This window comes from Streptomyces sp. MRC013 (assembly GCF_023614235.1).
Classification (GTDB): Bacteria; Actinomycetota; Actinomycetes; order Streptomycetales; family Streptomycetaceae; genus Streptomyces.
Genome location: NZ_CP094264.1, coordinates 1 through 26,785 on the forward strand (window position 1 = coordinate 1; position 26,785 = coordinate 26,785).

The 26,785-nt window shown below is 69.4% G+C and carries 15 protein-coding genes and 9 pseudogenes; 8 read left to right on the forward strand and 16 right to left on the reverse strand.

Annotation, left to right across the window (positions count from 1 at the left end; translation table 11 throughout):
- On the reverse strand, nucleotides 1–327 hold a 327-nt coding region (locus LUW75_RS00005), incomplete at its 3' end, for a hypothetical protein (RefSeq protein WP_250333770.1).
- 660 nt (nucleotides 328–987) lie between these two features.
- On the opposite strand from LUW75_RS00005, the gene LUW75_RS00010 reads away from it, so the two are divergent.
- Nucleotides 988–1,182 (forward strand): hypothetical protein, encoded by a 195-nt coding sequence (locus LUW75_RS00010; RefSeq protein ID WP_250333771.1) that lies wholly within the window; start codon nucleotides 988–990, stop codon nucleotides 1,180–1,182.
- 360 nt (nucleotides 1,183–1,542) lie between these two features.
- Here LUW75_RS00010 and LUW75_RS24435 read toward each other — a convergent pair.
- Together LUW75_RS24435 and LUW75_RS00015 are read right to left on the reverse strand one after the other, a co-directional pair.
- A pseudogene (locus LUW75_RS24435) lies at nucleotides 1,543–1,693 on the reverse strand (transposase); the annotation flags it as partial.
- Nucleotides 1,688–2,173, reverse strand: a pseudogene (locus tag LUW75_RS00015) (transposase); the annotation flags it as partial. The pseudogenes LUW75_RS00015 and LUW75_RS24435, both read right to left, overlap by 6 nt.
- Before the next feature lie 413 nt (nucleotides 2,174–2,586).
- Between LUW75_RS00015 and LUW75_RS00020 the strand changes: the two are divergent.
- The 4 genes and pseudogenes from LUW75_RS00020 (at nucleotide 2,587) to LUW75_RS00035 (ending at nucleotide 6,843) form a co-directional block, all read left to right on the forward strand.
- Nucleotides 2,587–3,342, forward strand: coding sequence for a (5-formylfuran-3-yl)methyl phosphate synthase (locus LUW75_RS00020; protein ID WP_250333772.1), 756 nt, complete (start codon nucleotides 2,587–2,589; stop codon nucleotides 3,340–3,342).
- Nucleotides 3,343–3,350: 8 nt separating this feature from the next.
- Complete coding sequence (locus LUW75_RS00025) at nucleotides 3,351–4,754, forward strand: aldehyde dehydrogenase family protein (RefSeq protein WP_250337495.1); 1,404 nt, start codon at nucleotides 3,351–3,353, stop codon at nucleotides 4,752–4,754.
- A gap of 2 nt (nucleotides 4,755–4,756) precedes the next feature.
- Nucleotides 4,757–5,858 (forward strand): annotated as a pseudogene (locus LUW75_RS00030) (NAD(P)-dependent alcohol dehydrogenase).
- 79 nt (nucleotides 5,859–5,937) lie between these two features.
- A pseudogene (locus LUW75_RS00035) lies at nucleotides 5,938–6,843 on the forward strand (SAM-dependent methyltransferase).
- A 344-nt stretch (nucleotides 6,844–7,187) separates the two neighbouring features.
- Here LUW75_RS00035 and LUW75_RS24440 read toward each other — a convergent pair.
- The 5 genes and pseudogenes from LUW75_RS24440 to LUW75_RS00060 all read right to left on the reverse strand — a co-directional run bounded on the left by LUW75_RS24440 (nucleotide 7,188) and on the right by LUW75_RS00060 (nucleotide 13,203).
- Entirely contained in the window at nucleotides 7,188–7,742 is a 555-nt protein-coding gene (locus tag LUW75_RS24440; protein ID WP_349816455.1) for a recombinase family protein, read from the reverse strand.
- 379 nt (nucleotides 7,743–8,121) lie between these two features.
- Nucleotides 8,122–9,492, reverse strand: a pseudogene (locus tag LUW75_RS00045) (IS1380 family transposase).
- Between the two features lie 392 nt (nucleotides 9,493–9,884).
- A pseudogene (locus tag LUW75_RS00050) lies at nucleotides 9,885–11,090 on the reverse strand (IS4 family transposase); the annotation flags it as partial.
- An 84-nt stretch (nucleotides 11,091–11,174) separates the two neighbouring features.
- Complete coding sequence (locus LUW75_RS00055) at nucleotides 11,175–11,981, reverse strand: transposase family protein (protein WP_250333773.1); 807 nt, start codon at nucleotides 11,979–11,981, stop codon at nucleotides 11,175–11,177.
- A gap of 150 nt (nucleotides 11,982–12,131) precedes the next feature.
- Nucleotides 12,132–13,203 (reverse strand): annotated as a pseudogene (locus LUW75_RS00060) (IS630 family transposase).
- 54 nt (nucleotides 13,204–13,257) lie between these two features.
- On the opposite strand from LUW75_RS00060, the pseudogene LUW75_RS00065 reads away from it, so the two are divergent.
- Nucleotides 13,258–13,595 (forward strand): annotated as a pseudogene (locus tag LUW75_RS00065) (lysylphosphatidylglycerol synthase domain-containing protein); the annotation flags it as partial.
- Nucleotides 13,596–13,742: 147 nt separating this feature from the next.
- Nucleotides 13,743–15,959 carry a WD40/YVTN/BNR-like repeat-containing protein gene (locus tag LUW75_RS00070; RefSeq protein ID WP_250333774.1) on the forward strand — a complete coding sequence of 739 codons (2,217 nt, stop codon included), beginning with the start codon at nucleotides 13,743–13,745 and terminating at the stop codon, nucleotides 15,957–15,959.
- 93 nt (nucleotides 15,960–16,052) lie between these two features.
- On the opposite strand, the gene mobF is transcribed toward LUW75_RS00070, so the two are convergent.
- From mobF to LUW75_RS00090, 4 genes are all read right to left on the reverse strand, one after another.
- Nucleotides 16,053–16,991, reverse strand: a complete 939-nt coding sequence (gene mobF / locus LUW75_RS00075) for a MobF family relaxase (RefSeq protein WP_250333775.1) — start codon at nucleotides 16,989–16,991, stop codon at nucleotides 16,053–16,055.
- An 803-nt stretch (nucleotides 16,992–17,794) separates the two neighbouring features.
- The gene (locus tag LUW75_RS00080; RefSeq protein ID WP_250333776.1) at nucleotides 17,795–18,562 is read right to left on the reverse strand and encodes a DDE-type integrase/transposase/recombinase; all 768 of its coding nucleotides are present in this window, start codon (nucleotides 18,560–18,562) and stop codon (nucleotides 17,795–17,797) included.
- Nucleotides 18,563–18,839: 277 nt separating this feature from the next.
- Entirely contained in the window at nucleotides 18,840–19,256 is a 417-nt protein-coding gene (locus LUW75_RS00085) for a transposase (protein WP_250333777.1), read from the reverse strand.
- A gap of 419 nt (nucleotides 19,257–19,675) precedes the next feature.
- A complete protein-coding gene (locus tag LUW75_RS00090; protein ID WP_250333778.1) occupies nucleotides 19,676–20,719 on the reverse strand; it encodes an SGNH/GDSL hydrolase family protein in 1,044 nt (347 codons plus the stop codon).
- An 873-nt stretch (nucleotides 20,720–21,592) separates the two neighbouring features.
- Between LUW75_RS00090 and LUW75_RS00100 the strand changes: the two genes are divergently transcribed.
- The gene (locus tag LUW75_RS00100) at nucleotides 21,593–23,161 is read left to right on the forward strand and encodes an outer membrane protein assembly factor BamB family protein (RefSeq protein WP_250333779.1); all 1,569 of its coding nucleotides are present in this window, start codon (nucleotides 21,593–21,595) and stop codon (nucleotides 23,159–23,161) included.
- A 575-nt stretch (nucleotides 23,162–23,736) separates the two neighbouring features.
- Here LUW75_RS00100 and LUW75_RS00105 read toward each other — a convergent pair.
- From LUW75_RS00105 to LUW75_RS24825, 4 genes and pseudogenes are all read right to left on the reverse strand, one after another.
- Nucleotides 23,737–24,645 carry a MerR family transcriptional regulator gene (locus LUW75_RS00105; RefSeq protein WP_250333780.1) on the reverse strand — a complete coding sequence of 303 codons (909 nt, stop codon included), beginning with the start codon at nucleotides 24,643–24,645 and terminating at the stop codon, nucleotides 23,737–23,739.
- A gap of 34 nt (nucleotides 24,646–24,679) precedes the next feature.
- A complete protein-coding gene (locus LUW75_RS00110) occupies nucleotides 24,680–25,162 on the reverse strand; it encodes a hypothetical protein (protein WP_250333781.1) in 483 nt (160 codons plus the stop codon).
- 442 nt (nucleotides 25,163–25,604) lie between these two features.
- Nucleotides 25,605–26,159, reverse strand: a complete 555-nt coding sequence (locus LUW75_RS00115) for an SUKH-4 family immunity protein (RefSeq protein ID WP_250333782.1) — start codon at nucleotides 26,157–26,159, stop codon at nucleotides 25,605–25,607.
- A gap of 80 nt (nucleotides 26,160–26,239) precedes the next feature.
- Nucleotides 26,240–26,728: pseudogene (locus tag LUW75_RS24825) on the reverse strand (IS701 family transposase); the annotation flags it as partial.
- Nucleotides 26,729–26,785: the final 57 nt, after the last annotated feature.

Consider the following 26,785-nt stretch of genomic DNA (forward strand, 5'->3'; position numbering starts at 1 on the left):
CCGGTGTTTTTCCTCGCTGTTGTCCGTCAGGTACATGCCTTCGTGCCGCGGGGTGGGTCGCCGTCTCCACGGGTGATGTGAAAGGTCACCGGGAGATTTTGTAGGCTGGGGCCGGGTGGATCGATGGCGGTGACAATCAGCCGGATCCAGCCGCCGTTTTCTCCTGTGATGACGGTGGATTCTCCGGATCGCCACTCCTGTAGCCGTGCAGCTGCGCGCCGGGGTGATGACGAAGTAGCTCACGCCTTTTTCATTCAGGGCGGTGACGTTGATGCCGATGTCTTTCTCCGGCGTCCACTCGGTCGGTGAGGAGGCGATCGGGTGCATTTTGGCGGTCAGCTGTCTATGGGCTGGCAGGGCGGTGCTGGGAGTTTGGACCGCTCCTCGTGGGGGTCGCTTTCGTCGACCGGGTGGTGGGTGCGCTGTCGGAGGGTTCTGGACCAGGGGTGCCCGAGGTGACTGGGGGCGGGCATCGGTGGTGTCGGTGAGGATCGCGTTGCCGGCCCAGCCCAGCAGGGGCAGGGCGACAGTCGCAGTGGTTAGCGTCCAGGGCCAGGTGCGTTTTGGGTTGGTCGGGGCGGGTGGGGCAGGGTTGTGTGATCCGTCTGTTGTTTGAGGCGGGGGCGGTTGGTTGTTTCGCTCCGTGGGCGGGGTGGGTGTGGTGGAGCGGGCGGCGTCGGCGTGTTTCCAGCGTTCCAGGCAGGCGGCCACCGCGGGCTCGCCGCCCAGCGCCCAGGCGATGGGCTCCGCAGTCTCCCAGCGGGGGAGTCGTTTGCCGCTGAGGATGTCGGAGATGGTGCTCTCCCGCACGGTGGCATCCGGGTACCGCGTTCGGCTCCGTCGCACGATGGCGGTGTAGCTGGGTTTTGCCGCTTCCCGGTGGAGTTCGCGCATCCAGGCGGCGAACTCCGCGACTGGTTCTGTGGCCCTTCCGGTTTCTTCGGAGTCGTTCGCTGTCATTCGGTTTCCCCTAAGTCCAGGTCATGGGTGGCTCACTGGTGTCTGTCCGCACTGGTTGCTATCCCATCGAGGTCCATCGTGTACGTGCTCGCCGTTCTCGCCCTGCTCGCTCTTGCCGGTATCGCGATCGGGCGGATCGCCTACCAGAACCCCGCCCTGGGCACCGCCATGGCCACCGCTACCACCGTCCTCGCCCTCATCTACACCGTCTTGCAGAGCTGACGCGGCGATGCCCGCGTCCCCGGTCGGGGGCGCGGGACCGGTTGGCCGGGGCGCGATGAGCACGCCCCGGCCAAGTAGGCCTGGACACCGGGCATGAGCACTGCGAGGGCCGCGCCCATGCCCGAGTCGGTCTGAGCAGCACCTTGGCCGGGTCTCGTATCCCTCAACCCCACCACCGTCGGCAAGGGCACGCCGAGGAGAGGGGTGGGGCCGGCCCGTGGGCCGAGCCGGGGGCCGGGATTTCGAGACACGACCGGGGAGGGCCGGGCAGCTGGCCGCACACCGGCCGACGGTTGGTTGCGGGCAGACGGTGGGGCGTCGGCAGGATGTCGGGAGGGGGTGTCTGTAACTAGTGGCGTATCAGGCAATGTTCGCCTTGTTAACGACTTCGTGTAGCTGTTCGTCGGCGGGGGTGCTTGTTCCGCCAGATGATGTAGCGGCGGATCGTGCTGCCCTGTTCCTTGTGGCTGGCGTGGTCGGTTCCGTCGAGCGCGAAGTAGCGCAGGGCGGTGGGAGGATGGTGTCCGATGGTTTTCTTCCAGGTCGCGGTGGCGTCTTGTTTCCCGGGGGTGGGCTAGCACGAGCGCCCCGTCCAGGTTCACTATCACCTGCCCCCGCGGTATCCGGCGCCGCAGTGCCGGTCAGCTTCCAGACGCGCTTCGGCCTGAGCGGTCCTGATCGCGGACAGGGTTTTCGGCCCGGCTGTGGCGAGGGCGTCGACGGGCCGGGGAGACCGTGGGGTCGCAGGCCACCGGTCCGAACATGCCGGGCTCGGCCCGCGGCGTTCCGACATCCGCGAGGCAGTCCCCGCCCAGCACGACCGCGAGGGCCGCGTCCAGAAAGGGTCGTCCCTGGATCGTGCACCGTCCGCGGCTGCCGCCACGGTGCAAGCGCCGCTGATATCGCCTGATCCAGTTCGACCTTACGGGCTGTCTCGATCAGCAGCGCGGCCCCGCTCGACCAGCAGCATGGTCCCGGTCTGGGGCACCATCCCACGGCCACCTCCCTCGACGTGGAGGCGTGGATAGGATCCGATACGCTTTTTCGCCTGGGAAGTGCCTCTGGCGATGGTAGGAACAAGGACTTCGAGAATCCTCGTTGTTGCTGGTAAGAGGCGCTTTTTGCTTATCTGACCGCTCATCGGGCAGCCCGCTTCGTGAAAGCGCGAGGTTAGTTGGTCGTCAATGCCACGAGTTGTTCGCCGACTGGACGGGTCGTTGCCTGTGGGGCGGTTTATTCCGGTATGTACGGCGCACTGTATGTGGGCGTGAGCACCCGGTGGGCACTTTGTGCGCCCTTTCGGTTTCCGAGGGTGATGGAAATGATGAGCGCAGCGCACAGGAGCCAGGTGATCCGTGGTCCCCTGTCCCTCGGTCGGGCGGACTGGCGGCGAAGGAGGTCAGGGTGTTGCTTCTCATTTCCCCGGACGGTGTCGAGGAGGCTCTGGATTGTGTGAAGGCGGCGGAGCATCTTGACATCGTCGATGTCAAGAAGCCTGATGAGGGTTCTTTGGGCGCGAACTTTCCCTGGGTCATCAGGGAGATCCGCGACGCGGTCCCGGCGGACAAGCCGGTGTCCGCGACTGTGGGGGATGTTCCGTACAAGCCGGGTACGGTGGCGCAGGCTGCGCTCGGCGCGGTCGTTTCGGGGGCTACGTACATCAAGGTCGGTCTTTATGGATGTACGACGCCTGATCAGGGCATCGAGGTCATGCGCGCGGTCGTCCGGGCGGTGAAGGATCACTGTCCGGACGCGCTCGTCGTCGCTTCGGGCTATGCCGACGCCCACCGGATCGGTTGCGTCAATCCGCTCGCCGTACCCGACATCGCCGCCCGCTCCGGCGCCGACGCGGCCATGCTCGACACCGCCGTCAAAGACGGGACGCGGTTGTTCGACCACGTTCCGCCGGATGTGTGTGCCGAGTTCGTCCGGCTGGCTCACGCGTCCGGTCGGCTCGCGGCCCTTGCGGGCAGTGTCACGCAGGCCGACCTCGGTCCGCTGACCCGCATCGGTACGGACATCGTGGGCGTACGGGGAGCGGTCTGTGAGGGTGGTGACCGCAATGCCGGAAGGATCCGGCCGCATCTGGTGGCCGCTTTCCGGGCGGAGATGGACCGGCACGCCCGAGAGCGCGCCGTCGACGTCCCCTCCCTTCACTGACCGTGGTCATGCCGACCTCTGGGGCCGATCGCGTCTCCGGATATCGGGCCGCACGTTTCGCCGTGGTCGACCCGGCCACCGGGGAGGCTTTCGACGAGGTTCCCGATCAGCAGCCGGAGGAGTTAGACGCCGTGGTCGACCGGGCCCACCGGGCCTGGCGCGGTTGGCGGGCCGACCCCGTCGCACGCTCCACTGCGTTGCGCGTGGCGGCCGACGCAGTGGAGGTGGCCGGCGGTGACCTCGCCCGGTTGCTCACCCAGGAACAGGGCAAACCCCTGGCCGAGTCGTACGCGGAGGTCGCCCGTACGGTGGCCCGCCTACGCTACTTCGCGGATCTCGCGCCCAGAACCCGGCGGATCGTCGACGGCCGGCCGGTGCGCAGCGAGATCCGCTGGCGGTCGCTCGGGCCCGTCGCCGCGATCGTGCCGTGGAACTTTCCCCTCCAGCTCGCGGCGGCGAAGTTCGCGCCCGCGCTTGCGGCGGGTAACACCGTGGTCCTCAAACCCTCTCCGTTCACTCCTTTGGCCACCCGGCTGCTCGGTTCGGTTCTTGCCGCCGTCTTGCCCGAGGACGTCCTGACCGTGGTCACCGGCCGCGAGCCCCTCGGTGCCCGTCTCGCGTCCCATCCGGGCATCCGCCACGTCACCTTCACCGGTTCGGTGTCCACCGGGCGGGCCGTCGCCGAAGCGGCGGCCGCCTCGCTCGCCCGAGTCACTTTGGAGTTGGGTGGCAATGACGCTGCCGTCTTGCTGGACGACGTCGACGTGGACCGGATCGCGGAGCGGCTGTTCTGGGCGGCGTTTCGCAACTGCGGGCAGGTCTGCATGGCGGTCAAGCGCCTCTACGCCCCCGCCCGGTTGCATGCCGAGGTCGTCGAGGCCCTGGCCCAGCGCGCGAAGGCCGTCGCCGTGGGTCCCGGCTTGAACCCTGAGACCCGGCTGGGCCCGGTCAACAACGCCCCGCAGCTGGCCCGGATCGAGCGAGTCACACAGCAGGCTCTGGCGGACGGTGCCAGGGCGGCGGCCGGCGGCCGGCGGCGGGAGGGACCGGGTTACTTCTTCGCTCCCACGATTCTCACCGACGTGCCGCCCGGCAGTGCGGTGGTGACCGGGGAACAGTTCGGACCGGTTCTGCCGGTGCTGCCGTACCGGAGCCTCGACGAAGCCGTCGACGCGGCCAACAGCACCGGTTTTGGACTGGGTGGCTCCGTGTGGGGTAGCGATCTCGACCGGGCCGAGGCGGTGGCCGAGCGGCTTGAATGCGGCACGGCCTGGGTCAATCATCATGCTGAACTGTCTCTCGCCCAGCCCTTCGCGGGTGTCAAGGACAGCGGGGTCGGCGTCGCGGGCGGGCCGTGGGGGCTGTACGGCAACCTCCGGCCATTTGTCGTCCACCGCCCGCAGGAGGCGTGACGATGAGGTTCCGGGCAGCAGTATTGCGCTCGTACGAGAAGCCATTCACGGTCGAGGAGGTGGTTTTGCGGACCGGGCCCGCCGTCGGCGAGATCCTGGTCGAGATCGCGGGCACCGGGATGTGCCGGACCGATCTCGCGGTCCGGCGATCCGCCGGCCGGAGCCCTGTGCCGGCCGTCCTCGGCCATGAGGGCGCTGGGGTCGTGGTACAGACGGGGGGTGGTCCGGACGCCGCGATCGGTGTCGGTGACCACGTCGTGCTGAGCTTCGATTCCTGCGGGTACTGCAGGACCTGCCGCGGCGCGGCTCCCGCCTACTGCGACTCCTTCGCTTCCCTTAACCTCTTCGGGGGCGCAAGGAACCGCCGCGGCTCATCGACGCAGCCGGTAAAGCGCTGGCGCCCCGGTGGTTTGGGCAGTCCTCGTTCGCCGAGTACGCCCTCGTGTCGGCTCGCAACGCTGTACGGGTCGACCCGGCACTGCCTCTCGAATTGCTCGGGCCTCTGGGTTGCGGTGCCCTCACGGGTGCCGGAGCCGTGCTGAACACCTTCAGTGCAGGTCCCGGTGACACCCTCGTGGTCTTCGGTGCGGGAGCGGTGGGTTTGACCGCGGTGATGGCGGCCACCGCCGCAGGCGTACTGACCGTGGCCGTCGACCGGCATCCTGAGAGGCTCGTTTCGGCCGAGCGGTTCGGCGCCATCCCCTTGTCTGCCGCCTCGCCCGACCTGTCCGAACGGATCCGGCGACTGACCGACGGCGGCGCCCAGTACGCGCTGGACACCACGGCCTCACCACCGCTCATCAACAAGGCGCTCCAAGCCCTGCGTCCCACCGGCAGTCTCGGCCTGGTGGCCCGCCTCCACACCCCACTGGCGCTCGAACCGGGCACGCTCGACCGCGGCCGCAGCGTTCGCCACCTCTGCGAGGGGGCGCCATACCTGGAGTGCTGATACCCCGGCTGATCGGACTGTGGCGGGCCGGACGTTTCCCTTTCGACCAGTTGATCCGCACCTATCCGTTGGCCGGCATCAACGAGGCCGAACGTGACTGCGACGCGGGCCGTGTGGTCAAACCCGTCCTGCTCCCGGAGAGAGCAAGCCGATGAGCGGGGCAGGCGGCACCGAGGACTCGCCCCATCCGGCAAGTGAGCATCTCGCATTCCCACTTCCGCCAACGGAGGAAGCATGGCAGGTACGGCGCCCCAGTACACGGACGTGGAAGGCGTGGACGGAGGTGTGGGCCTGACCGCCCTCCTGGTCGCCGCGGCACGGGCCGTCGAGACCCACCGCCACGACAGCCTGGCCCAGGACGCCTACGCGGAACACTTCGTGCGCGCGGCCCCTGCCTGCGCGGATTGGCCGGTGCGCATCGAGCAGGTTCCGGACGGGGACGACAACCCGCTGTGGGGGCGGTTCGCCCGCTACTTCGGCTTGCGGACGAGGGTGCTTGACGACTTCCTCCTCCGGTCGGTCGGTGCGGGTGCCCGCCAAGTGGTGCTGGTGGGAGCGGGGTTGGACACCCGCGCCTTCCGGTTGGATTTGCCGTCCGACTGCGTCGTCTTCGAGATCGACAGGGCGGGCGTGCTGGCCTTCAAGCAACGGGTGCTCACGGACCTGTCGGCTGCCGCGAAGGTGAAGCGCGTCCCGGTACCGGTCGACCTGCGCGGGGGCTGGGCCAGCGCGCTGACCACCGTCGGCTTCGACCCGGCCGCACCGAGTGTCTGGCTGGCCGAGGGACTCCTCTTCTATCTGCCGGGTCCCGCCGAGACGTACCTCGTCGACACGGTGGACAGGCTGACCGCCGGAGGTAGCGCTCTGGCCTTCGAGGCCAAGCTGGAAAAAGGACCTGCAGGCGTACCGTGATAGCCCGATCTACACGGCGACGCGAGAACAGATCGGTATCGACCTGCTCCACCTCTTCGACAAGGGGCCACGACCCGACTCCGTGGGCGACCTGACGGCCAAGGGCTGGTCCACCTCAATGCACACGCCTTTCGATTTCACCCGCCGGCACCGGCGTGGCCCCTCCCCGAGCCCAACGATGCGTTGGAGGGAAACCGGTGGGTGTTCGCGCACAAGCCCTCGCCATGACGCCCGCAACGCTCACGGCGATGTCCGCGCGGGGGCTGAGGGTGGGGTCCCGGCCGCAGGCCCCGCTCGGTGGGACGCGTCTTGATGGAAGCGGCACTTCGGTTACGTCGTGGCGGTGCCGTCCACGTTCGGCAAGGCCGCTGGCGGACCGTGTCAGGCGGCCCGGGCAGCCACCGGCTGGTCGCCCGGTATCCCGGCCGTGTCCGGCGCGTAGTGGTCCTTGATGGGGTGCCGGTAAGAACCGGTGTCACCAGCCGCAAACGGCGGTGATCAGTTCTCTGGCCTGGACGGCCGGGGCAGTTCTGCCGCGTTGGTCGTCTCGGCGAGCGCGCGGCGACCGCCCTTCAGTTCGGGCACGTGGTTGTAGATGGTGTCGCGGGAGACGCCGAGGAGCTTCGTGGAGGGGCTTCGCGATCGAGGTGAGGGTGTTCTCCGGACGGGCGAGCAGGTCGCGGGCGGGGCGTACCTGTTCTTCGGTCATGGCTGGCGGGCGGCCGAGTCGGGCGCCGCGGGCGCGGGCGGCGTCCAGGCCCTCGTTGGTGCTCTGGACGACGGGTTCGCAGGTGAGCTCGGCGAGGGCTGGGGAACACGTGGAAGACCAGGCGTCTGTCGGGTGTGGTCGTGTCGAGCGCCTCGTGCGGCGAGGTGAATCCGGTGCCGCGCTTGCGCAGGCCGGAGACGATCGCGATGAGGTCTTGGATGGAGTGGCCGAGTCGGTCCAGCGACGGGACGACGAGTGTGTCGCCCCCCGCGGAGGGGGTCGAGGGTCTTCCATAGCTCCTTGCGCTCGGCGTTCTTGCCGGACTTCTTATCGGCGAAGATCCGGATATGGCCCGCTGCGTCGAGTGCGTGGGTCTGCCGGTCGAGCAGCTGCCCCTTTGGTGGACAGGCGTGCGTATCTAACGGGGCTGCCGATCCGTACGGCCGGGACGGGGGTGAGGAGATCGGCGGCGTCGTCATCCTGGGGTGGCTGCACCTGCCAGATCGCACAGAAAAGGGTGCTCCTCAAATTCTTGAACCGATCAGTTTTCCGACACCGTTTTATGGGCGTGATCCGGGGTCGATCCGGTCGCGCGCCGTCACTTGCCGATCTTGCTCGTCAATCGGTCGATTCGTTAACCTCGAAGTTTCGTGACGGTCCGCCGACGGAGTCGGTGGACCGTCTTCGTTTGGAGGGTGAAGTTGGGCAGGCTGAGGGCCCGAGCCCCGTCTCGGGTAAACGCCGGGTTCCACTGCTCCGGCTGAGGGTTCTCTCGTAGGGACGGGTGCATCTGCTGGTCAGCCGGGGTTCGGCAGGAGCGCGAGTCGTTCGAGGCCGGCGGTGATGTGGCGGGTGAAGGGCCAGTGTGCCGGGCCAGGCGGAGGATCCGCCGGCGGCCGGTGGTCACGAGCTGTCCGGCCGCGGAGAACAGGCGAAGCCGCAGACGGCGGGGCTCGAAGAGCCTGGCGGTGCCGGTCAGGACGAGCATCGGCATCCAGGCCAGCAGGTCAAGAGCGATCTGCACGATCTCCAGCCAGATCCGGTTCTGGGCGGTGCGTTTCAAGGGGAGGTTGCGCAGGCCGGTGGCCCGGGCGGCCCGGATCCGGTCTTCCGCGCGGGCCCGCAGCCGGTGACGGAGCTCGAGTTCGGCGATCGGCGGTGTTCGTGGCGAAGCAGGTGATCCGCATGCCGTCGGCGTCCGTGATTCTCAACTGGGCACCAGGGTGGGGCCGTTCCTTGCGGACGATCAGCCGCATCCCCTTCGGCCAGCCCTCCAGGACATCGCCGGTCAGTTCGGCGACCCAGGCCCCGTCCCGGACCTCGCCGTCCGCCTCGACGGCCGGCGTCCAGGCCGACGCCGGAACCTTCAGGACATGCTGGTGAACCTGCTCAGTGATCACCATGCCGACCGAGTAGGACAGCCACCGCCCGCGCCGGGCCAGCCAGGCGACGAACTCGTGGGTGCCGCCCGCGGAATCCGTGCGGATCAGGGTTCGTCGCCCGCGCCGGTACTTCTTCGGCAGCTGGGCCAGGGCCAGTTGGGCGGCACTGATGTGGTCGGCGGCGGTGTTCGAGCCCGCGTTGCCCGGCCTGAGCAGGGCCGCGACCAGCTCACCGGTACCGCCCTGCCCGTGGTCGACGAACCCCATCAACGGATGATGTCCGTGGGTCCGCTTCCAGGTCGGCGCGGCATCCTCCTTGCCGGAGTGCGCGATCACCAGCACCCCGTCAAGGTCCACGGTCACCGTCCCGTCGGCATCGGGCGCACTTTCGTCGGCCAGCTTCCAGACCCGCTCGCGTGCTTCGGCCCGGGCGGAACGGATCGCCGCCAGTGCCTTCTCACCGGAGCCGGCGAGGGTGTCGATCAGGCGGGAGACCGTCGGGTCGGAGACGACCGGCCCGAACACGGCCGGCTCGGCACGCAGCATGCCGACATCGGCCAGGCAGTCCCCTCCCAGCGCGACCGACAGCGCGATGTCCAGCAGGACCTTGCCCGGATCGTGCACCGCCCGAGCCTTCCGCCACGGCGTCAGCGCCGCTGATATCGCGGTGTCCAAACCGGACTTGCGGGCGGTCTCGACCAGCAGCACGCCCCCGGCCTGCGAGACCACCGCCCGGCCGCCGCCCTCGATGCGGACACGCGGGTAGGACCCGATACGCTTCTTCACCTGGAGAGTGCTTCTTTCCGTGCAGCCAACAGGACCCTAGACAAATCCCATCGTTGCAGGTCAGGAGCACTCTCCGCTTATTTGATCAAGTCTCGGACGCTCCACCACGTGAAAGCGCGAGGCTAGTGACAATACCAGTGACTTAAGGATTCCGGACGCGTCTGGCCTTGGAGGATGAGGTAATAGGGGCGGTGCGCCAGTGGGGGGCGATGGTTACGGCGTCGTCCGGGTCGCGGGTGGGCTGGGGCCACGTGCGGTGCTCGTCGCGTTTGACGCCGAAGTTGGACATCTTGCGTTTGACGACGCGGGGGGTTGGTGCGTCGGCGTCGCGGCGGTAAGAGCCGGGCCGCTATTTCGTCGAGTCCGTGGGCCAGCGCCGCCGCGAGGTGGTCAGGGGAAAAGGCCGCCTGCGCGGTGACCTGGCGGCGCGCGAGGCGGATGGTGCGGGTGAAGGACAGCCTGTCGGGGTCGAGGCCGGCCGCTTCGGCGGCGTCGTGCATGAGCGCGCGAATGGCGTGATGAACAAGCAGGTGACCCCAGACTTCCTGCTCGACCCCGCCGGGTGACCGTGAACGCAGGACCTCGGCGGGCCCGCGCTGGTGCGTCTTCAGCTCGTCCAGCGCGTTTTCGAACTCCCACCGTTCCTGGTAGAGGGCGGCCAGCTCCGTCGCCGGGGCGGCCTTGGAGTCGAGGACCGTGGTGATCAGGCGGTAGGGGGCTTCCGGACCGGGCCTGCCGGGATCCTCCAGCGTGTACTCGATGACCCGCACCACTTCCGGATCAGCTCGCTTGCGATGGTCCTTGGCTGCGACGATCTCGGACAGGTAAGAGCCGTCGGGCAGCTCCTCGCGCACGGGCAGCACCTGGTGGGCGCGGACGCGCCACAGCAGGTCCGCTCCGCCGGCCGCCGCGGCCCGCCACAGCTCCAGGCCGGTGAAACCGCGGTCGGCCAGCAGCAGGTCACCCGCCCCCAGGCTGCCGAGCACCTGCCGGGCCAGTACGGGTTCGGACACCGTGCGAGGTCCCAGCGCGGCGGCGGTGATGGCGTGAGTGCCGCACTCGGCCAGCGCCACCACCCGTACCTGCGGGAACGCACACCGCTCGGTGCGATGTGTTGTGGGGCGCCCGAAGTAAGCGGCGTTCTCCTCGCTGTCCGGCACGTCGAACACCGTGCCGTCGACGGCCATCACCCGCCAACTGCGGTAGAAGGCCCCCGGCGACGACTCCGCCGCCAGAGGCCGGGCCACCTCGGCGAACAGGGCCTTCAAGGGCTCGGGGCCAAGTCTCGCGCGGGCCCGTGAGATCGCCGCCGTGGTCGGCACGTTCCAGGACCCTGACCAGCGCTTCACCCATGCCAGCCCATGCGTCAGCAACCGGGCGACCTCTTCATAGCCCTGGCCGGAGAACAAGCACATCGCCAGCACGAAGTAGACCACCACGCGGGGCGGCAGCAACCGGTTGCGCTGACCGGACCGGCCGCACTCGGCCACAACCCTGTCCACCAACTCCGGCGGAAATGACCTCGTCAGCAGCCCGACCGCAATGCGATCCGACAGCCGCTCATCCGTCTCCGGCTTAACCTGTCCCGGCCGCGGCATCTCAGCACCTCCCGACCAGACATCCTACCGACTTGAAGTCTTAAGTCACTGGTATTGAGGCTAGTGACGTTTTCTCAGCGGTTGTCACTTCCATGAGTTGTTGAGGACGAGTGCGGCTTGGGCGATGCGTCCGATCCGGCTGGGGCTGAGCGTGACGTGCTGCAGCGCGCGCCAGCGCTGCTTGAGTTCAGCGGCGGCCCGTTCGCCCAGGGCCCGGATGCCGCGCAGGAGCCGGTTGTGGGCGCGGTTGTCCGGCGCGAGCGGGGAAGCGATGTCGGGGTGCGGACGGAACGGGGTGTGGATGCCCTTGCCGGCGCCGGTGTAGCCGACGTCGGCCAGCGTCGGCAGACCGGCGCGGGCCGCCGCGTACAAGGCGGGCAGGGCATGGATGCGGGCGGCACGCAGGTCGTGGACGGATCCGGGTTCGACGTCGGAGACCCACAGCGGGGTGCCGTCGGGTGCGGCCACGAACTGGATGTTCCCGGCGAAGTGCCGAGCCTTGCCGGAGTACCACAGGTCGTTGCCCTTCTCGGTAGTCCCGGCGACACGGTCGCAGGAGACCAGGGTGCCGTCCAGCACCACGTGGCTCATCTGCCGCGCGCGGCAGCGGTCCAGCACCTCATGCAGCTCGGGGGCCTGGTCGGCCAGGACGTCGATTGCCTCGTGGAGGTAGCGGTAGCCGGTGGCCTGCGAGATTCCCGCATCGCGGGCCAGGCAGTGCACGCAGCCGGCCTCGCGGAACCAGCGCAGCACGAAGACGGCCTGCCGGAACGGGCTCAACGCCCGGGAGCCCTTCGGGGTGCCGATCCGGCGGCGGTGGCCGGCCAGCAGCCGGGCCACGTATTCCACCACGTGGCGCGGGACGTCGAGCATGGCAACATAGGTGACCAACGTGAAGCCTCTGGTGCAACGGACGATCTTGTGGTGAGAACCGTCCTACCAGAGGCTTCACGTCTGTCCGCACCCGGGCCACCGCTGTCCGACCCAACCCTTAACGCCCTGATCAACCCACTTCCCGAAGATTATTTCGCTGAGAAAACGTCAGTGTCCTGAGCCGCCAGTTCGTGTGCAGTACGCGGCGAGGGTGCCGCGGACGTCGTCGGCGGTCTTGGTCCACACGAACGGTTTGCGGTTCTTGTTCCACTCGTTGATCCATCGGCGGATGTCGTGTCCGAGTTCGGTGACGCTGCGGTGGGCCGAGCGGCGGAGTTTGCGGCAGGTCAGCTCGGCGGACCAGTGCTCGACGAGGTTGAGCCGGGAGGCGGGGGTGGGGGTGAAGTGCAGGTGGAAGCGGGGGTGTCGCAGCAGCCACTTCTTGACCGCTTCGGTCTTGTGGGTGGCGTGGTTGTCCAGGACCAGATGCAGGTGAAGGTCCTTGGGCACGGCGGCGTCGATGGTCTTCAGGAAACGGAGGAACTCCTGGTGGCGGTGGCGTCGGTGGTGCTGGGCTACGACCGAGCCGGAGGCGACATCCAGGGCGGCGGACAGGCTGGCGGTGCCGTGCCGGACGTAGTCGTGCGTCATCCGCGCCGGCGTCGTCGGCGACAGGGGCAGCACCGGCTGGGTGCGGTCCAGAGCCTGGATCTGCGACTTCTCGTCCACCGCCAGGACCAGGGCGTTCTCCGGCGGGGACAGGTGGATGCCGACCACGTCGCGGACCTTGGTCACGAACTGCGGGTCGGTGGACAGCTTCCGTGTCCGCACGATGTGCGGCTTGAGGCCGAACGCCCGCCAGACCCGCGAGACGGCCGACTGCGACATGCCCGCGGCCTGGGCCATCGACCGCGTCGACCACTGCGAATCCCCCCGAAGAGGGTGCCTGGTTCAGGGTCCGGGCGACCAGGGGCTCCACCTGCTCGTCGGTGATCCGGGGCGGGGCACCGGAGCGCGGAGCGTCGACCGGCCCCTCGAGACGGTCGGCGGCGAACCTGGACCGCCACGTGCGCACCGTCTCCCGCGAGATACCGAGCCCCTGCGCGACCTGCGCGTTCGGGCGGCCCTCGGCGCACGCCAGCACGACCCTCGCGCGCAGCACCGGGGCCTGGGACGCAGTCCGCTTGCGCAACCAGCCCCGCAGCACGCGGCGCTCGCGCTCGGACGACTCCGATGACAACGGCCTTGGACCCCGCCTCCCCCGGCCCTACAACCGCCAGCGAACTACCGGCTCAGGCCCAGCCGCGTCCTTGCGCTCTGGGGCGGAGCCGCCGCCACCCCGCTGCTCCGGGCAAGCGTGATCGCCTCGGTCGGCTTCGCGCTGGGCCTGCCGCTGACCTGGGCGCAGGTGACCTTTGCGCTCCTCGTCGCCAGCACCGCGGTCGGAGCCCTACCGGCACCGGGCGGCATCGGCCCCATCGACGCGGCTCTGGTGTTCGCCATGGTCCTCCCGGGCTCCCCGCTGAGCCCGGCCACGACAACGATCATCGGTTACCGGGTCCTGACGGTCTGGGTGCTCTGCCGCCGGGCACGCCCGTTCTCTCACTCCTCGTCCAGCGCAAGATGCTGTGAGCCGGGCCACACCTCAGCCCCCAAGAGGCCCTCTTCAGCTCAACGCCCCTCTCCCGTAACGTCGTTGCCGCTGCTTGAAGTGGCCATGACGTCGGGATGGGATGTATGGGTGGGATGAACTCTATGGGCAGGGGCGGGACGGGCTCAATGGGCAGAGGTCTGCTTTCGCTGGTTCTCGCCGCGGTCACCGGTGCCGCGTTGCTCGTCGCACCGGCCGCCGCGACGCCGCCTCCACCGGGCGATGTCTACCGGCCCGTCCGTGGGCCGTCCGCCCCGGCCGAGTACCGCTATATGCAAAAGACCCTGCCGGGAGAGTCGATCCCACGGCACGCACACGACCTCGCCGCCGCGCAGGCGCGCGAACTGCCCACCGTCGGCGGGCGCTGGAAGAGCGTCGGACCCACCGACATCGGCGGGCGGATCGTGTCCCTCGCACTCGATCCCAAGCGGGCCGACACGCTGTACGCGGCGGCTGCCAGCGGCGGGCTCTGGCGCAGCACCGACGCCGGTCAGACGTTCCACTCGGTGTGGCCCGACAGCTGGACGCAGGCCATGGGGGCGGTCGCCACCGCGCCGGACGGCACGCTGTACGTCGGCACCGGCGAGCCCAATCCGGGCGGCGGCAGCATCACGTACGAGGGAACCGGCATGTACCGCAGCACCGACGGCGGCCGGAACTGGACGCCGATCGGCCTGCGCGACTCCGGGGCGATCAGCGCCATCACCATCGATCCCGCCAACCCGCGCCGTATCTATGTCGCCGCGGCCGGATCGCTCTACAACGGCGGTGGCGACCGGGGCGTGTACCGCTCGCAGGACGGTGGCGCCACCTGGGAGCGGATCCTGGCCGGCGCCAACGAGTTCACCGGCGCCACCGAGATCGTCGTCGAGGGAGACCGGCTCTACGCCGTGATGTGGGACAAGCGCCGCCGCCCCGACCTGCGGACGTACGGCGGTGTCGGCTCGGGTGTCTTCCGCTCCTCCGACGGCGGTGAGACCTGGCAGCGGCTCGGCGGCGGGCTGCCCGCGCAGGGCCCCGGCGTGGGGCGGATCGGCCTCGCTGTCGCGGGCGACCGGCTCTATGCGATCGTCAACAAGGCCGACGGCTCCTTCGAGGGCTTCTACGCCTCCTCCGACGGCGGCGACACCTGGACCCGTCTGCCCGACAACCAGGACCTCACCGACTCGCAGTCCAGCTTCGGCTGGTGGTTCGGCAAGGTGTGGATCGACCCCCGGGACACCGAGCACGTGCATGTGGCCGGGGTCGCGCTGCTGACCACGAAGGACGGCGGCGACACCTGGACGGCCGACGACACGAGCATGCACGTCGACCATCACGCCATGGTGTGGGACCCGCGCCGCCCCGGCCGCGTCTACCTCGGCAACGACGGCGGCGTCTACCGCTCCGACGCGCGCGGCGACGGCGGCTGGGTCAAGTCCCGCCATCAGCCGTACACCCAGCTCTACAGCGCGGCGATCAGCCCGCAGGACGTCACCAGGATCTCGGGCGGCGCTCAGGACAACGGCTCGCTGCGCTCCTGGGGCGGTGACGGCTTCAACGAGTACCTCGGCGGCGACGGCGAGGAGAACCTCATCAACCCCACCGACGTGAACAACGTCTTCGCCTGCTACCAGTACGGCAACTGCTTCTCCTCCACCGACGGCGGCGACACGCTCACGTACTTCGCGGACAGGACGACGTTCCAGCGCCGCAACTGGTTCACACCCATGGAGTTCGACCCGCACGACCCGAAGGTCCTCTACTACGGCTCCGAGGTCGTCAACCGCTCCACGGACGGCGGCGAGACCTGGCAGCCCATCAGCCCCGACCTGTCCGGCGGCCCGGGCACCGACCCCGTCCACCCCAACTACGGCACCATCACCTCGATCGCCCCGGCATCCGACGGACGCACCGTCTACGCAGGCACGGACGACGGCCGCGTCTGGGTCACCAGGAACCTCGGCGCCACCTGGACGAAACTGGCCGAGGGACGACCTTGGGTGACCCGGGTCGTGGTCGACCCGAAGAACCCGAACCGGGTGTGGACCACACACTCCGGCTACCGCTCCGGCTCCCCGCTCCCCCATGTGTACGGCAGCACCGACGGCGGCCGGCACTGGCGGAACCTGTCGGGCAACCTCCCGGACGCGCCCGTCAACGACCTGGTCGCAGCACGGGGCGGCATCCTCTACATCGCCACCGACCAGGGCGTGTTCACCAGCACCGCACACGGCGGCCGCTGGCTCCGCCTCGGCCGAGGAATGCCGCAGGTCCCGGTCGACGACATCGAGTACGACGCGGGACGGCACCGCCTGGTGGCGGCGACGTTCGGCAGGGGCTTCTACGAACTGACGACTCCCTGAGCTGCGGATGCTGGAGACAGTCAGGCAGACACGCCGAGCACGGCGATGCCGGATCCGGCGTGTCTGCCTGACGCGGCGCCCGCGGCGCACACGTCAGACCCGGTCTGGCTTTATCGACGACTCACGACAGCAGTTGTTAACGACTACGGGAGGCGCCCGCCGTACCGGGACGTCGATGTCAATGAGAACGGGAGGCGCCTGCCGGCACTCGGCAACGTCACGACGGCAGCTGCCACCCACGCCCGTAACCAGCGCTTTTACCCAGACTCCGGATGAGCGGCAGACGACTCTCCTCCCGACATCACCGAGCCGCTGCCCGCGGTCGCGAACATCTCGCGCGGGCCGTGCCTCCCGAACTGCTGATGTAACGCTGCTCTGCGACGTAAACAGAGCCAAGCCCCACTTCCCGTCCGGGCGCTGCCCCTTCACCGACAACAGCAGACGGTCATGGAGCAAGGGCTGGCCGGAGCGCCCCTGGTAGTGGCGGAAGCGGCCGGCGACCAGACCGCCGGTCGGTCGCACCCGGTAGATCCCGTCCTTGCCGTAGCGGATCACCGCGACCTCGTCCTCGCTCCACTCCAGCACCCGCTCGATCGCGTACTCGTGCGCGGCCTCGATCACCAGACGGATCTCCTCGTCCCTCAGCGCCCACAACAGGGAGATCGTCGGCCGCGGCCGGAACACGAAGTCCACCCCGGTGACCGTCACGCGACGTCTGAGGGCGCCGGCCTTGAACGCCTCCTTCGCCGACGCCCCCTTCGCGAGCAGGTCGGCCTCGATCCGGTCCGCATACGGGTGGCGGCCCCGCTCGCCGAACAGGTTCCGCAGCTGGCTCTCGGTGACCTCCTGCCCCGGCTCGAGACCGAGCGCGGCAAGGCCGCGGCCCATCCAGCGCCCGACCGGGACACTGGCCCGCTCCTGAGCCTCGCGCAGCGGCATGCGGGCCGGGCGGCGGCCGTCGCCGACGACGGTCTCGCGCAGGTAGTAGCGGTACATCCCACCGGCCCGGACAACCCTGCTATCCACTGTCATGCAGACCACGCCACACCGCTGTGACCTGCAAGAAAAGACCGATCATCGGGACGTCCCGCCAGGCGGGAGCAGCGGCCGAACCTTCTTCACCGCATCCCGCCGGGCGGGACGCGGCCCCGGGCCGGACACGAATGTCATCGCTCTCCGGCAGCCCCCACCCCGACCCGAACAACACCATCCAGCACCACTGAGCATCACCACCCGCCAAGGAACGAGCACCGCACCGCCAAGGAACCCCCTACAGCAGCCCCCGGCATTCGCCGAGGGCTTCGTCGTACTGCCCGAAGGAGACCACCGTGCCCACCTTCGAGACCTGCTCCCGCTTCACCGCCGACCTCCAGCACCTCACCCCCGCCCAGCGCCGGCGCCTCCGCCGCGTCGTCCTGGACGCCCTCGTCCCCGACCTGCGCACCGGCCGCGGACGCTTCCGCGCCAGCCTCCGCGTCAAGCGTGCGTACGCCGCGCCCCCGGCATCTACGAGCTCTCCTTGGACGGCAACGGACGCGCGGCATGGTCCTACGGACCGGCCCGGTCAGCCGGTGAGCGGCACATCGTCTGGCGCCGCATCGGCGGCCACGACATCCTCAACGTGCCGTGACGGGTGCTACGCCGGGCGGCGACTCAAAGACTCCACAGACCGCTCAGGCTGTAGTCGTGATCCTCATGTCCCGGCTTGGTGCCGCATCGTATGGCAAGCAGCACCGCCGTGTCGCCCTTCCCGGTGACGCCAGTGGCGCCCCGTTGGAGTTCCGGGGCGCCATGTGTCTCGTCGGCCGCTGTCAGTCGCGTCGGTAGTTGTCAAGTCAAATGAGACGTTCGCAGTGCTGTGAACCTTGTGGTTCGGGTTGCCGGCGGTTCGCTGGGTCGTTGATCCAGACCTGGCCGGGTACCTCGGGTGGATTCGGTCGGCGGGCGAAGCGTTCGGGGTGGCGTTCGTATGCCTCGGCGAGAGCGGCGGCCCGCTGGTCGCGGACCTCCTCTGCGGTGCCGAAGTGGACGGAGGCGGGGGTGTGCAGGCCGATCCCGGAGTGTCTGTGGTCGTGGTTGTAGTAGGTGATGAAGGCGCCCATCCCCTCCCGGGCAGGGGCCAGCGAATCGAACCGTTCCGGGTGGTCGGCGGTGTCCTTCGTGGTCCTGAACTGGCTTTTCGAGTACGGGGTGTCGTTGCTGACCCTGGGGCGGGAGCGACTCCTGGTGATGCCGAGGTCGATCAGCATCTGGGACACCTTCTTGCTGGTCATCGAGGTGCCGCGGTCCGCGTGCACCGTCTGGGGCACGATGCCGTTGCGCTCGATCGTCTCGCGGATCAACTCCTCGGCCCGCTCAGCCGTTTCGGCCCGCTCGACGGTGTGGCCGACGATGTAGCGGCTGAAGACGTCGATGATGACGTAGGCGTGGTACCAGATGCCCTTGTCCGAGCCGGGCAGCTTGGTGATGTCCCAGGTGAAGACCTGCGAGGGGCTGATCGCCGTCAGCTCAGGGATCGCCCTAGCCGGATGAGTGGCCTGGCGGCGGCGTTCACCGTTCTGCCCGGCGGCGGACAGAATCCGGTACACGTCCGCTCTGAGCACCAGTAGTTCCCCGCGTCCAGCTCACGCGCCCAGACCTGCGCGGGCGGCAGGTCGACGTACTCCGGCCGGTTCAGCAGCGCCAGGATCTGGGCCCGCTCGGCCGGCGAGAGGGCCGAAGCGGGCGCGGGTCTCGGGGACGGTGCAGGCTTCGGCTTCGGGCTGAGGCGGCGGTAGTGGGTGGCGCGTGAGCGCCCGGTCAGCCGGCAGGCTGCCGTAGTACCCAACTGCCCCTGGACACCCGCGAACGCCTCATCGATCACGGGTGCGGCGGCGTGCTTCAGTCCGCGCTCTCGGAGAGCAGTTCCAAGAGCGCGTTGGCTTTTCCCGTGACTTCCAGGGCCGCGTCCCGGCGAGCCGGGTCCCTCTCCAGTCGTGCGACCTTCTTGCGCAGCCGCTCCGGCTCGGCCTGCTCGGCCGCCTTCTTCGGCCGCACCGCCGAGGTCCGCCGGTCGACCAGGGCATCCAGGGAGCCGGCCTCGCGTGCCTGGCGCCACTCGATGACGTGCGAGTGGTACAGCCGCTCACGCCGCAGGATCGCGCCCTTCTCCCCGGCCGGGGCGGCATCGTACTCGGCAACGATCCGCAGCTTGTACTCCGCGGAGAACGTCCGCCGCTTCGGCTTCGGCGCCGGATCGTCACCGGCTGGTATCGGGGTGGTGCTGGCCGTGCTGAAGGGATCTCCTGTCTCGCCCATCCGGACTGACCCGATACACCGGGTGTCTCAGCCGAGGCCGTCAGAAAGGGGTCGGCCTGCTCCCCCCGCCTGGAAAGCCACGAGCCCGCCACGGAAGATCACTCGCCGACCAGGGCTTTGCCGAGGCGGCGGCGCGGCTGCCGGAACCCGGCCGTCCCTCAGCGCGAGCTCGCCGGCCGTCCGGCCGTGCGGGCCGGGGTGCTGCGCCACGGGGCCGGTCTGGAGGACGGAGAGGGGCTGGGTGTGGCGGAGGCGGTCGCGCCGGCCGCGGTGCAGCCCGGCGCAAGGCGCCTCAAGGCGCCTCAAGGCGCCTCAAGGCGACATGGTCGGCTCCCGCGCCCTCCTCCGTCGCGGCAACGGTCCTCGCCGCCCTGCCCTCCCCGCCCTGGGCCGGGCGGAGCGGAACCGCGGGGCGGTCGTCAGCCTTCGGTGAGGGCGTCGCGGACGGCGCGTTCCACGAGGGGAGCGGCGTTGGCGTGTTCCCTGGCGTTGGGATGGAGCAGCGTGGCGCGTTTTCCGATGGCGGCGCAGTCGAACGGCAGGCCGGCGGGCGGCACGGTCGGCCAGAAGGGCGCGGCGTCGCCGCAGATCCCTTCGATCCACTGGGTGTCCTCGGGCTGGCATACGTCATGGCCCACGCTGGAGGTGTAAAGGTCGACGTGACGGTCACCGCGCTTCGCCGCCTCCTCGCGAATGATCTTGTTCAGGGCCTTCAGGGCGTCGTCGCGCAGCCAGTCGATGTCGGCGGGGGTGATCGGGCCGAGCTGCGTCGGGCCGCCGCTGCAGGCGCTGCCCCGCTCCGGCAGGATGGCCGGGTAACCGATCGTGACGACCTCGGCGTGCGGCGCGGCGCGGTGAATCGCGCCGAGCATCCGACCGTATGCGTCACGGATCCCGGCGAGCTTGGCGGCGAGGCCCTCCACGCCCTCGGGCGGGTTCGTGTAGTACTCCTTGCACGACCTGTGGGCGAGGCTGAGTTCCAGGCACCCGCCGAAGGGCAGGCCGATCGCGCCGACGCCGACGGTGACGACATCGGTCCGGTCGCCGAGCCCGGCCCGCCGGATCTGCGGATCCACCAGGGGCCACCTGCCGGGATCGCCTGCGGGGGGCCGCACTGGGCTGGTGGGCTGCTGCCTGTCGCTCGTGACGTTCTCGATGGCGGCGTTGTCGCAGCTGACGTTGGTCAGACGCACGGGCCTGTCCAGCGGGCGGGCGGCGAGCTTCCGCTCGACGAGGTCGGGGTAGGCGCCGGTGGTCCGGTCGCACCCGTCCCTCGACGGGTCGCCCAGCAGGGGGAGTGGGGCTCCGACGAAGAGGCCGGCGGTGTACGAGTCGCCCAACGCGGCCCATTCGTAGCGGTCGGTCGAGGCGCCTGCGGCCGGGGGCGGGAGCGCGGCCATCGCCAGCGCGGCCAGCCCCACCGCCGACACTCGCGTACGCAGCCGGGACACGGGGTGTCGCATGGTTCCTCCGGGGGTTCGGATGCCATCGGGCCAGGGCACGCTCCTGACGCCGTACGCCGTGTTCCAGGACGTTTCGGGCGCTATGCCGAACATCTCCGCTGAAGCGAGTCCTTCACGCTGATCAGACCGATCGGTCAGATCCATCGTGATGGTTCTCATCGTGGTTCTGGCCGGTTCGCGCTGTCATCGCACCTTCATCGTGTCCGATTTACAGCATTATGGGTATCGATTTGCCCTCGCTGCCCTTCGACCACCACCGCGACCGCCGAGTGGCGGCGCCCGGAGGGTGCAGAGTCGGCCGACCGCCTGGCCGCAGAAGTCCGCAAGCGGTGGCAATCGCAGGTGTGGGCCGAAGCCCGCAGAGCCGCCGCCACGTCCGCCGGCCTCGTGGCCGACGCCCGCGGCCGGTTCGGGTTCACCGCCGTACCCGGCAGCAGCGACGACGCACGCCTGCGCCACCTCGCCCTCGCCCCGTCCCCGCGCCGCCCGTCTCTTCGACGCCCTGCCCGAGGCCGGCACCCCATGCTGGGCCGACAAGGGACACCGGGGCGCCGGCGACACGGCCCGCGCCCCGTACCGGGGACGGTGGAAGGCCCCTGCGCAGGGCCGGCGGGCGGTCAACCGGACCCACGCGAAGATCCGGGTGCTGGAAGGCCGCCCTGAACGCCTTCGGCGTCACCTTCGACGGTCGGCTCTCCGCAGCCCGCCAGTAACCCCAACCACCCTCGACACGCTGTTCGATTGACAGATCTCAACCACCCCCTCCGAGCGTCAGGTGGTCGGTACAGTGGCGGGCGCGGCACGGATGTGCTGTGCGGATTCCACGGGGGGAACATGTCCGGAAGCGATGTGCGGTGGTGGGCTCGCTCCTCGGTGCGCACAGGTCTGGTCGTCGTGCTGATGGGGCTGCTGGTCGGGCTGGCGCTGGAGTTCCACGTGCTGGGCTGGGGCTCCGTTCCCGGCAACCGCTGCGGGGGGCGGTACACCCCCTGTCCCGATGGCACCACGCCGACCCTTCTGCTGGCCTTCCTGTTCACGGTCGTGGGCGGCTACGGTCTGGTCTTCGCCCTGCAGAAGTTCACCGCCGTCCGTCCCGGCAAGGCGCTGCCCGCCCTGCTGGCCGCCGCGGGAGTGCTGGCGGCGCTGTGGCCGGGCTGGCAGGCATACCTCTGGATGCGAGGCCCGGTGCTCCGGTCCGTCTGGCAGGCCGAGGCGGACCGGCCCTCCTCGGTGCACGGCGTCGGCGCGTGGACGGTCCAGGACGGGAAGACGGTCATCCGGGCGCGTACCGACGCGCTGATCGCCTACGACTCCGGCAGCGGGAAACGCGAGTGGCTTCTCGACGCACCGGTGCGCATGTCGGTGTGCGCGATGAGCGACCGGGTCTCGGACGGCGTCGGTCTGGTGGCCTTTGCCCGGCACGAGGTCGCCTGCGGTTCCGTCCGGGCCGTCGACGCGAGGAGCGGTCGGGTGCGGTGGGAGCGGGAACTCCCCGGTGCCCGACAGGAGGGCGGCGGTTCGCTGCTGACCGCGGACGGAGATGTCGGCGTGGCCCTGTCCGAAGGCGCCGTCCACGGGTTCGGACTCGCCGACGGCAAGGAGCGTTGGACCATCGAACCCCGTCCGTCCGGTAAGCGGTCCGATGGCATCGGCTACGTCCCGACGGCGATCTCCGCAGCCGACGGCACCACCCGGGTGGTGGTGATCTGCGAGGGCTCCACCGGCTTCGACTCGGCCTGGCTGCTCACCCTGGACAACGCGACGGGCCGGGAACTGGGCCGCAGCCCACTGCCGGTGGAAAGTTCCCTGACCACGGCCGCAGTGGTGTCGGCCGCTCCGTTCGTCCTGATGGTCGAGGAGAGCGACGAGCGAGGGCTGGCCGCCCTACTGGCCTACCGCGATCCGAAAGACCCGAAAGCGAAGCCGGTGGTGATCCCCCTCGGGGCCGAGGACCAAGACCTGTCCTTGGGCTACACCGAGGAGCCATCGTTCGCCGCACGTCCGGTGTGGCGCGCGGTGGTCAGCGGCTCCGTGCTCGTCGTCGCCACGCAGGACCCCGGTGACTCCTCCCCGAAGCGGGTGGCCGGTTACTCGCTGGACGACGGCCGGCGCCGGTGGCAGGCCGACGTCGGCGTGGAGCTGGACGCCCTGGCACCGGCCGGCGGGGACCGGGTGGCGGTGCTGGGCGGCAACCGGCTGTGGACGTTCACCGCCGGTGACGGGGCCCGGGTAGGCGAGGAGGACGGGACGACCCTGCTGGAGGTCACCCAAAAAAATCGGGCCCGGCGCCCAGCTGGTGCGGACGGACACCGGCTGGACCGTCGTCAACGCCGAGGCCGAGGGTTACCCGGCCCTCCTCGCCATCCGGCCGTAGTGGCTGCCACCGGGCTGCCTCGGGCGTGGACGCGGGGCAGCCCGGACACGGTGGCGCAGCCCGCATAGGCCAAGGGCGCCCAGGCCGACACAAGCGGCACAGGACGCACCCCAAGACGCCTCTACCCGCCCTCGACCCCAGCCCGGGCACCGACCCGACACCCCCCACCGGCCCGGCGAACGCGGCCCCGGGCAGCGCGAAGGCCACCGCGCAGTACGAACCCCGCGGCCGGCAGCACCCCTACGACGACACCACGTTCACCCTCACCACACCGCAACCGGCCGCACCCCGCCCGGCACCGCACCCCGCAGGCCGGTTCGAACCGGCCCCGGCGGAGAGCGACGCATCGCCCACCCCGGACGCGGAGCCGTTCGCCGGACACCGCCGGACGAAGGCGCGTTTGACCATCCCACGCACCCCACCCGGACCGGAACCGCGGGCGACACCGCACCCGGTCACCACGGGGCCGACACGCGCTTTTGCGGCAGACGACGGTACCCGCGCCCCAGAAACGCACGGACCGCCCCGGGCACCCGCCGCCCCCGGTGGGCGAAGGGCACGGGCTTCCACCCCCGGCCCGCCCAGCCGACCGGCACGTTCCGCGCAGGCGGCGGGTGCGGCCCCGGGGGTGGAACGGGAACCGTCAGACGTGCGCCCGCAAAGCGGCGATCGTCCACTCCATGGCCGGAACCTGCGAGGGCACCGGCGGGTGACCGTTGAGGACACCCAGCAACTGCCAGTACCGCTCGACCCGGCGATCGGTGAACGTCTCCAGCGTGTCGGCCAGCCGCAACCGGTCGGCGGACGGCATGTCCCGATCGACGATGCGCCCCAGGATCACCGCGCCCTCCGGGGAGCGCGGGGACACCCCGTCCCGGACGGCCGGCGCGGCATGCTCACCGACCCGCTGCGGATCCAACACCGGCGGCCCGCCCGCCGCCCGCGCACCGGCCACCGCCATCTCGCGAGTACGCCGCCGGAAATCCTCGTCACCGAGCAGTTCGACCAGTTCCACCCACGCCTCCTCCTGCTCGGGCGTCGGATCGTTCGGCAGGTTCGCGGGCAACGTCCGCATGGCCCGGGCGATGGGCGCACCGGGCCCCTCGGCGCCGGCACCCTCGAAGGTCTCCCGCACGTAATCGTCGAGGATGCGCTGCCGCTCCTCGGCGGTCATCCGAGCCAGTTCCTGCATCAGTCTCATCTCCTTGGTCGTGCTCCCCTGACGAACGACGCGACGCAGCACCGCACGCCGCACCTGCAGCGTGCGGATCTCCGCCTCCACCGCACGTAGATGCGTTTCGGCCACGTCCCGCACGGTGGCCCGGCCGCGCAGCACCTGGCCCACGGTGTCCAGGCCGAGACCCAGCTCGCGCAAGGTCCGCACCAGGTCGAGGCGGGCGACCGCCGCCTGGTCGTACAACCGGTAGCCGCCCGCCGACCGCCCGGCCGGCACGAGGACACCGCGATCGGACCAGAAGCGGATCGTGCGCACCGGCAGGCCGGTGCGGCGGGCGAGCTCACCGATGGTGAACAGTTCCGTTTCGTCGCTCACGGGCACCACCCTCAACCCTCCAGCCGGTGGAGACTCAACCCCACCACCGAACTCGAACTCCGGGAGCGGCGGTGGGAAGCACGGCTTCCACGGCAATCCAGTGCGCCGTGATCGCGGCGCACACCGCGATCCCCGCGGTGGCCAGGGGAATCGGCCCCGGCCCTTGGACCGCGATCAGCCAACCCGTGGCCGCCGGGAACACGATGCTTCCCACCATCGACGAGGACGCGGCCACCCCCGTCGTCCGCCGGTCACCACCCGCCTTCGCGATCCAGGCCAGGCCCGTCGGGAACACCGGTCCGAGAAACAGGCCCGCCAGCGAGTAGCCAGCCAGGGTCATGCCGGGGACGGTGGCCAGCAGCAGCCCGCCGGCGGTTCCCAGCAGCCCGACCGTGACGACCCGGGGCGCGGCGGCACGGGACGCAAGCGGGACCATCAGGAACTTCGACAGCACGGTGTCGGCCCAGAACACGGCGAGGACGCGCGCCGACGAGGAATCCGTGAACCCCTCGTGCACGATGTGCTTCGCCGCCCAACTGCCGATTCCGGTCTCGATTCCGCCGTAGAGTGCGTACAGAAGGAAGAATCCGGCGAACGACGCTTTGCGGGCTTCCTCCGGCTGACTCTCCTCAGTCCTCTCCGCGCGAGCGGAAGTAAGCCGGTCGATTCTCCGCCCTGCCAGGCCTGGTCCCGGTCTTCCCCGCGCGAGCGGAGGTGAACCGCGATGACCCGGCGCGACGTCGTGGTGTGGGCCATCCTTTCCTCGCGAGCGGCAGCTACACCGGACCGAAGCAGCACTGACTTTCGGCCCCGTCAATATCTTGACGGGCGCCAACACTCCCAATCCTGTGCGACGGGCTGTCCCCATACGCTCTGGCCTCGGCAACACCCAGGAACTGATGATGCACTGACGAAACACTAAGCGGCACACTGGCGAGTGCATACGCCAGGTTTGTGGTCTACCAGATGCCGTCTTTCAACTCGGTCAGTGAGAGGTTCCACTGCGAGTCTTCGTCGGCAAACGGAGTTGAGTCGAACGCGCTGACTACTTTTCGGAAGCGTTCGGAAAGCTCCTCGGGATCGACGTCGTTGTCGTGGTCGACCTCGAGCTTGCGGAACTCGATGAGCGCGTAGACCAGCGACTCCACATCCCGGTGCAGCTCGACGTAGTCAGTCGCCCCTTCTGGGAAGGAAAATATCTTGCCCGACTTGGGGTCGATGGTGATCAGCGAAGTGAAGAGGTAACCAAGCTTCCACCATGACCTGCTTTCCGCAGGACACGACATGTTGTACAGGTCGAAGCGGCTTCCCAGAGTGATGGCGTCCGTGTCTGAGTCGTAAGGGTCTTCCACATCCATGCGTGAACTGAAGGCCTTGGAGTGGGGGAGACCTACCCAACTGATAAAAATAGCCGTGCGGTCGTCGAAGTCGGCAACTTCGTTTCGGGGAAAATAGACCACATTGCCCAGTCCGTAGGCTTTGACCAGTTGCGCGGGACTGACAGAGAAGCTCATGGTCGCACCCTATCCTGCTGCACCTTCTACTTCTACTTCCCGTGGGTCTTCCGAAGTCGTTCACATAACTCCGGTGCTCCTTAGTACTGCAACGACACTCCGTGATGTCCTCTACGTTTGTAGTGGCTGATGCGGGATCGGGCTTGACTTCTTCTCCGCCACAGAGACCAGGCGAGCGCGTGCTGGATGCTGTGGCGGACAGGATCAGACATGCGGTTGAAGATCCGCCGGACCTCGTTCATGGTCACGGGTATGAGGGATGGGTCGTTTCCGGTGTGCGGACCCCCTTTTTTTGCCTCTGCCCGCAGGATGGCGAGAAAGGCAAGGGCAGCCATGGAGAGGGTTATGTGCCGGTACCACGCGATGTAGCCGCGTACCTGGTAATGATCGAGTCCCGTTTCGCTCTTCGCGGTCTGGAAGCATTCCTCGATCATCCATCTCGATCCTGCAACCCGGGTGAGTTCTTCCAGAGAAGTCCCGGCCGGGCAGAAGCAGATGCAGTAAGCGATGTCCATGGGATCCGTGAGACTGCGCCGTGCCAGCAGCCAGTGAGGTTTTCTCAGCGGAATGATCTCCGCGAAGCGGGCTGATCGATGCATGTCCGGGTGGATCGGGCCAGGCGGCCC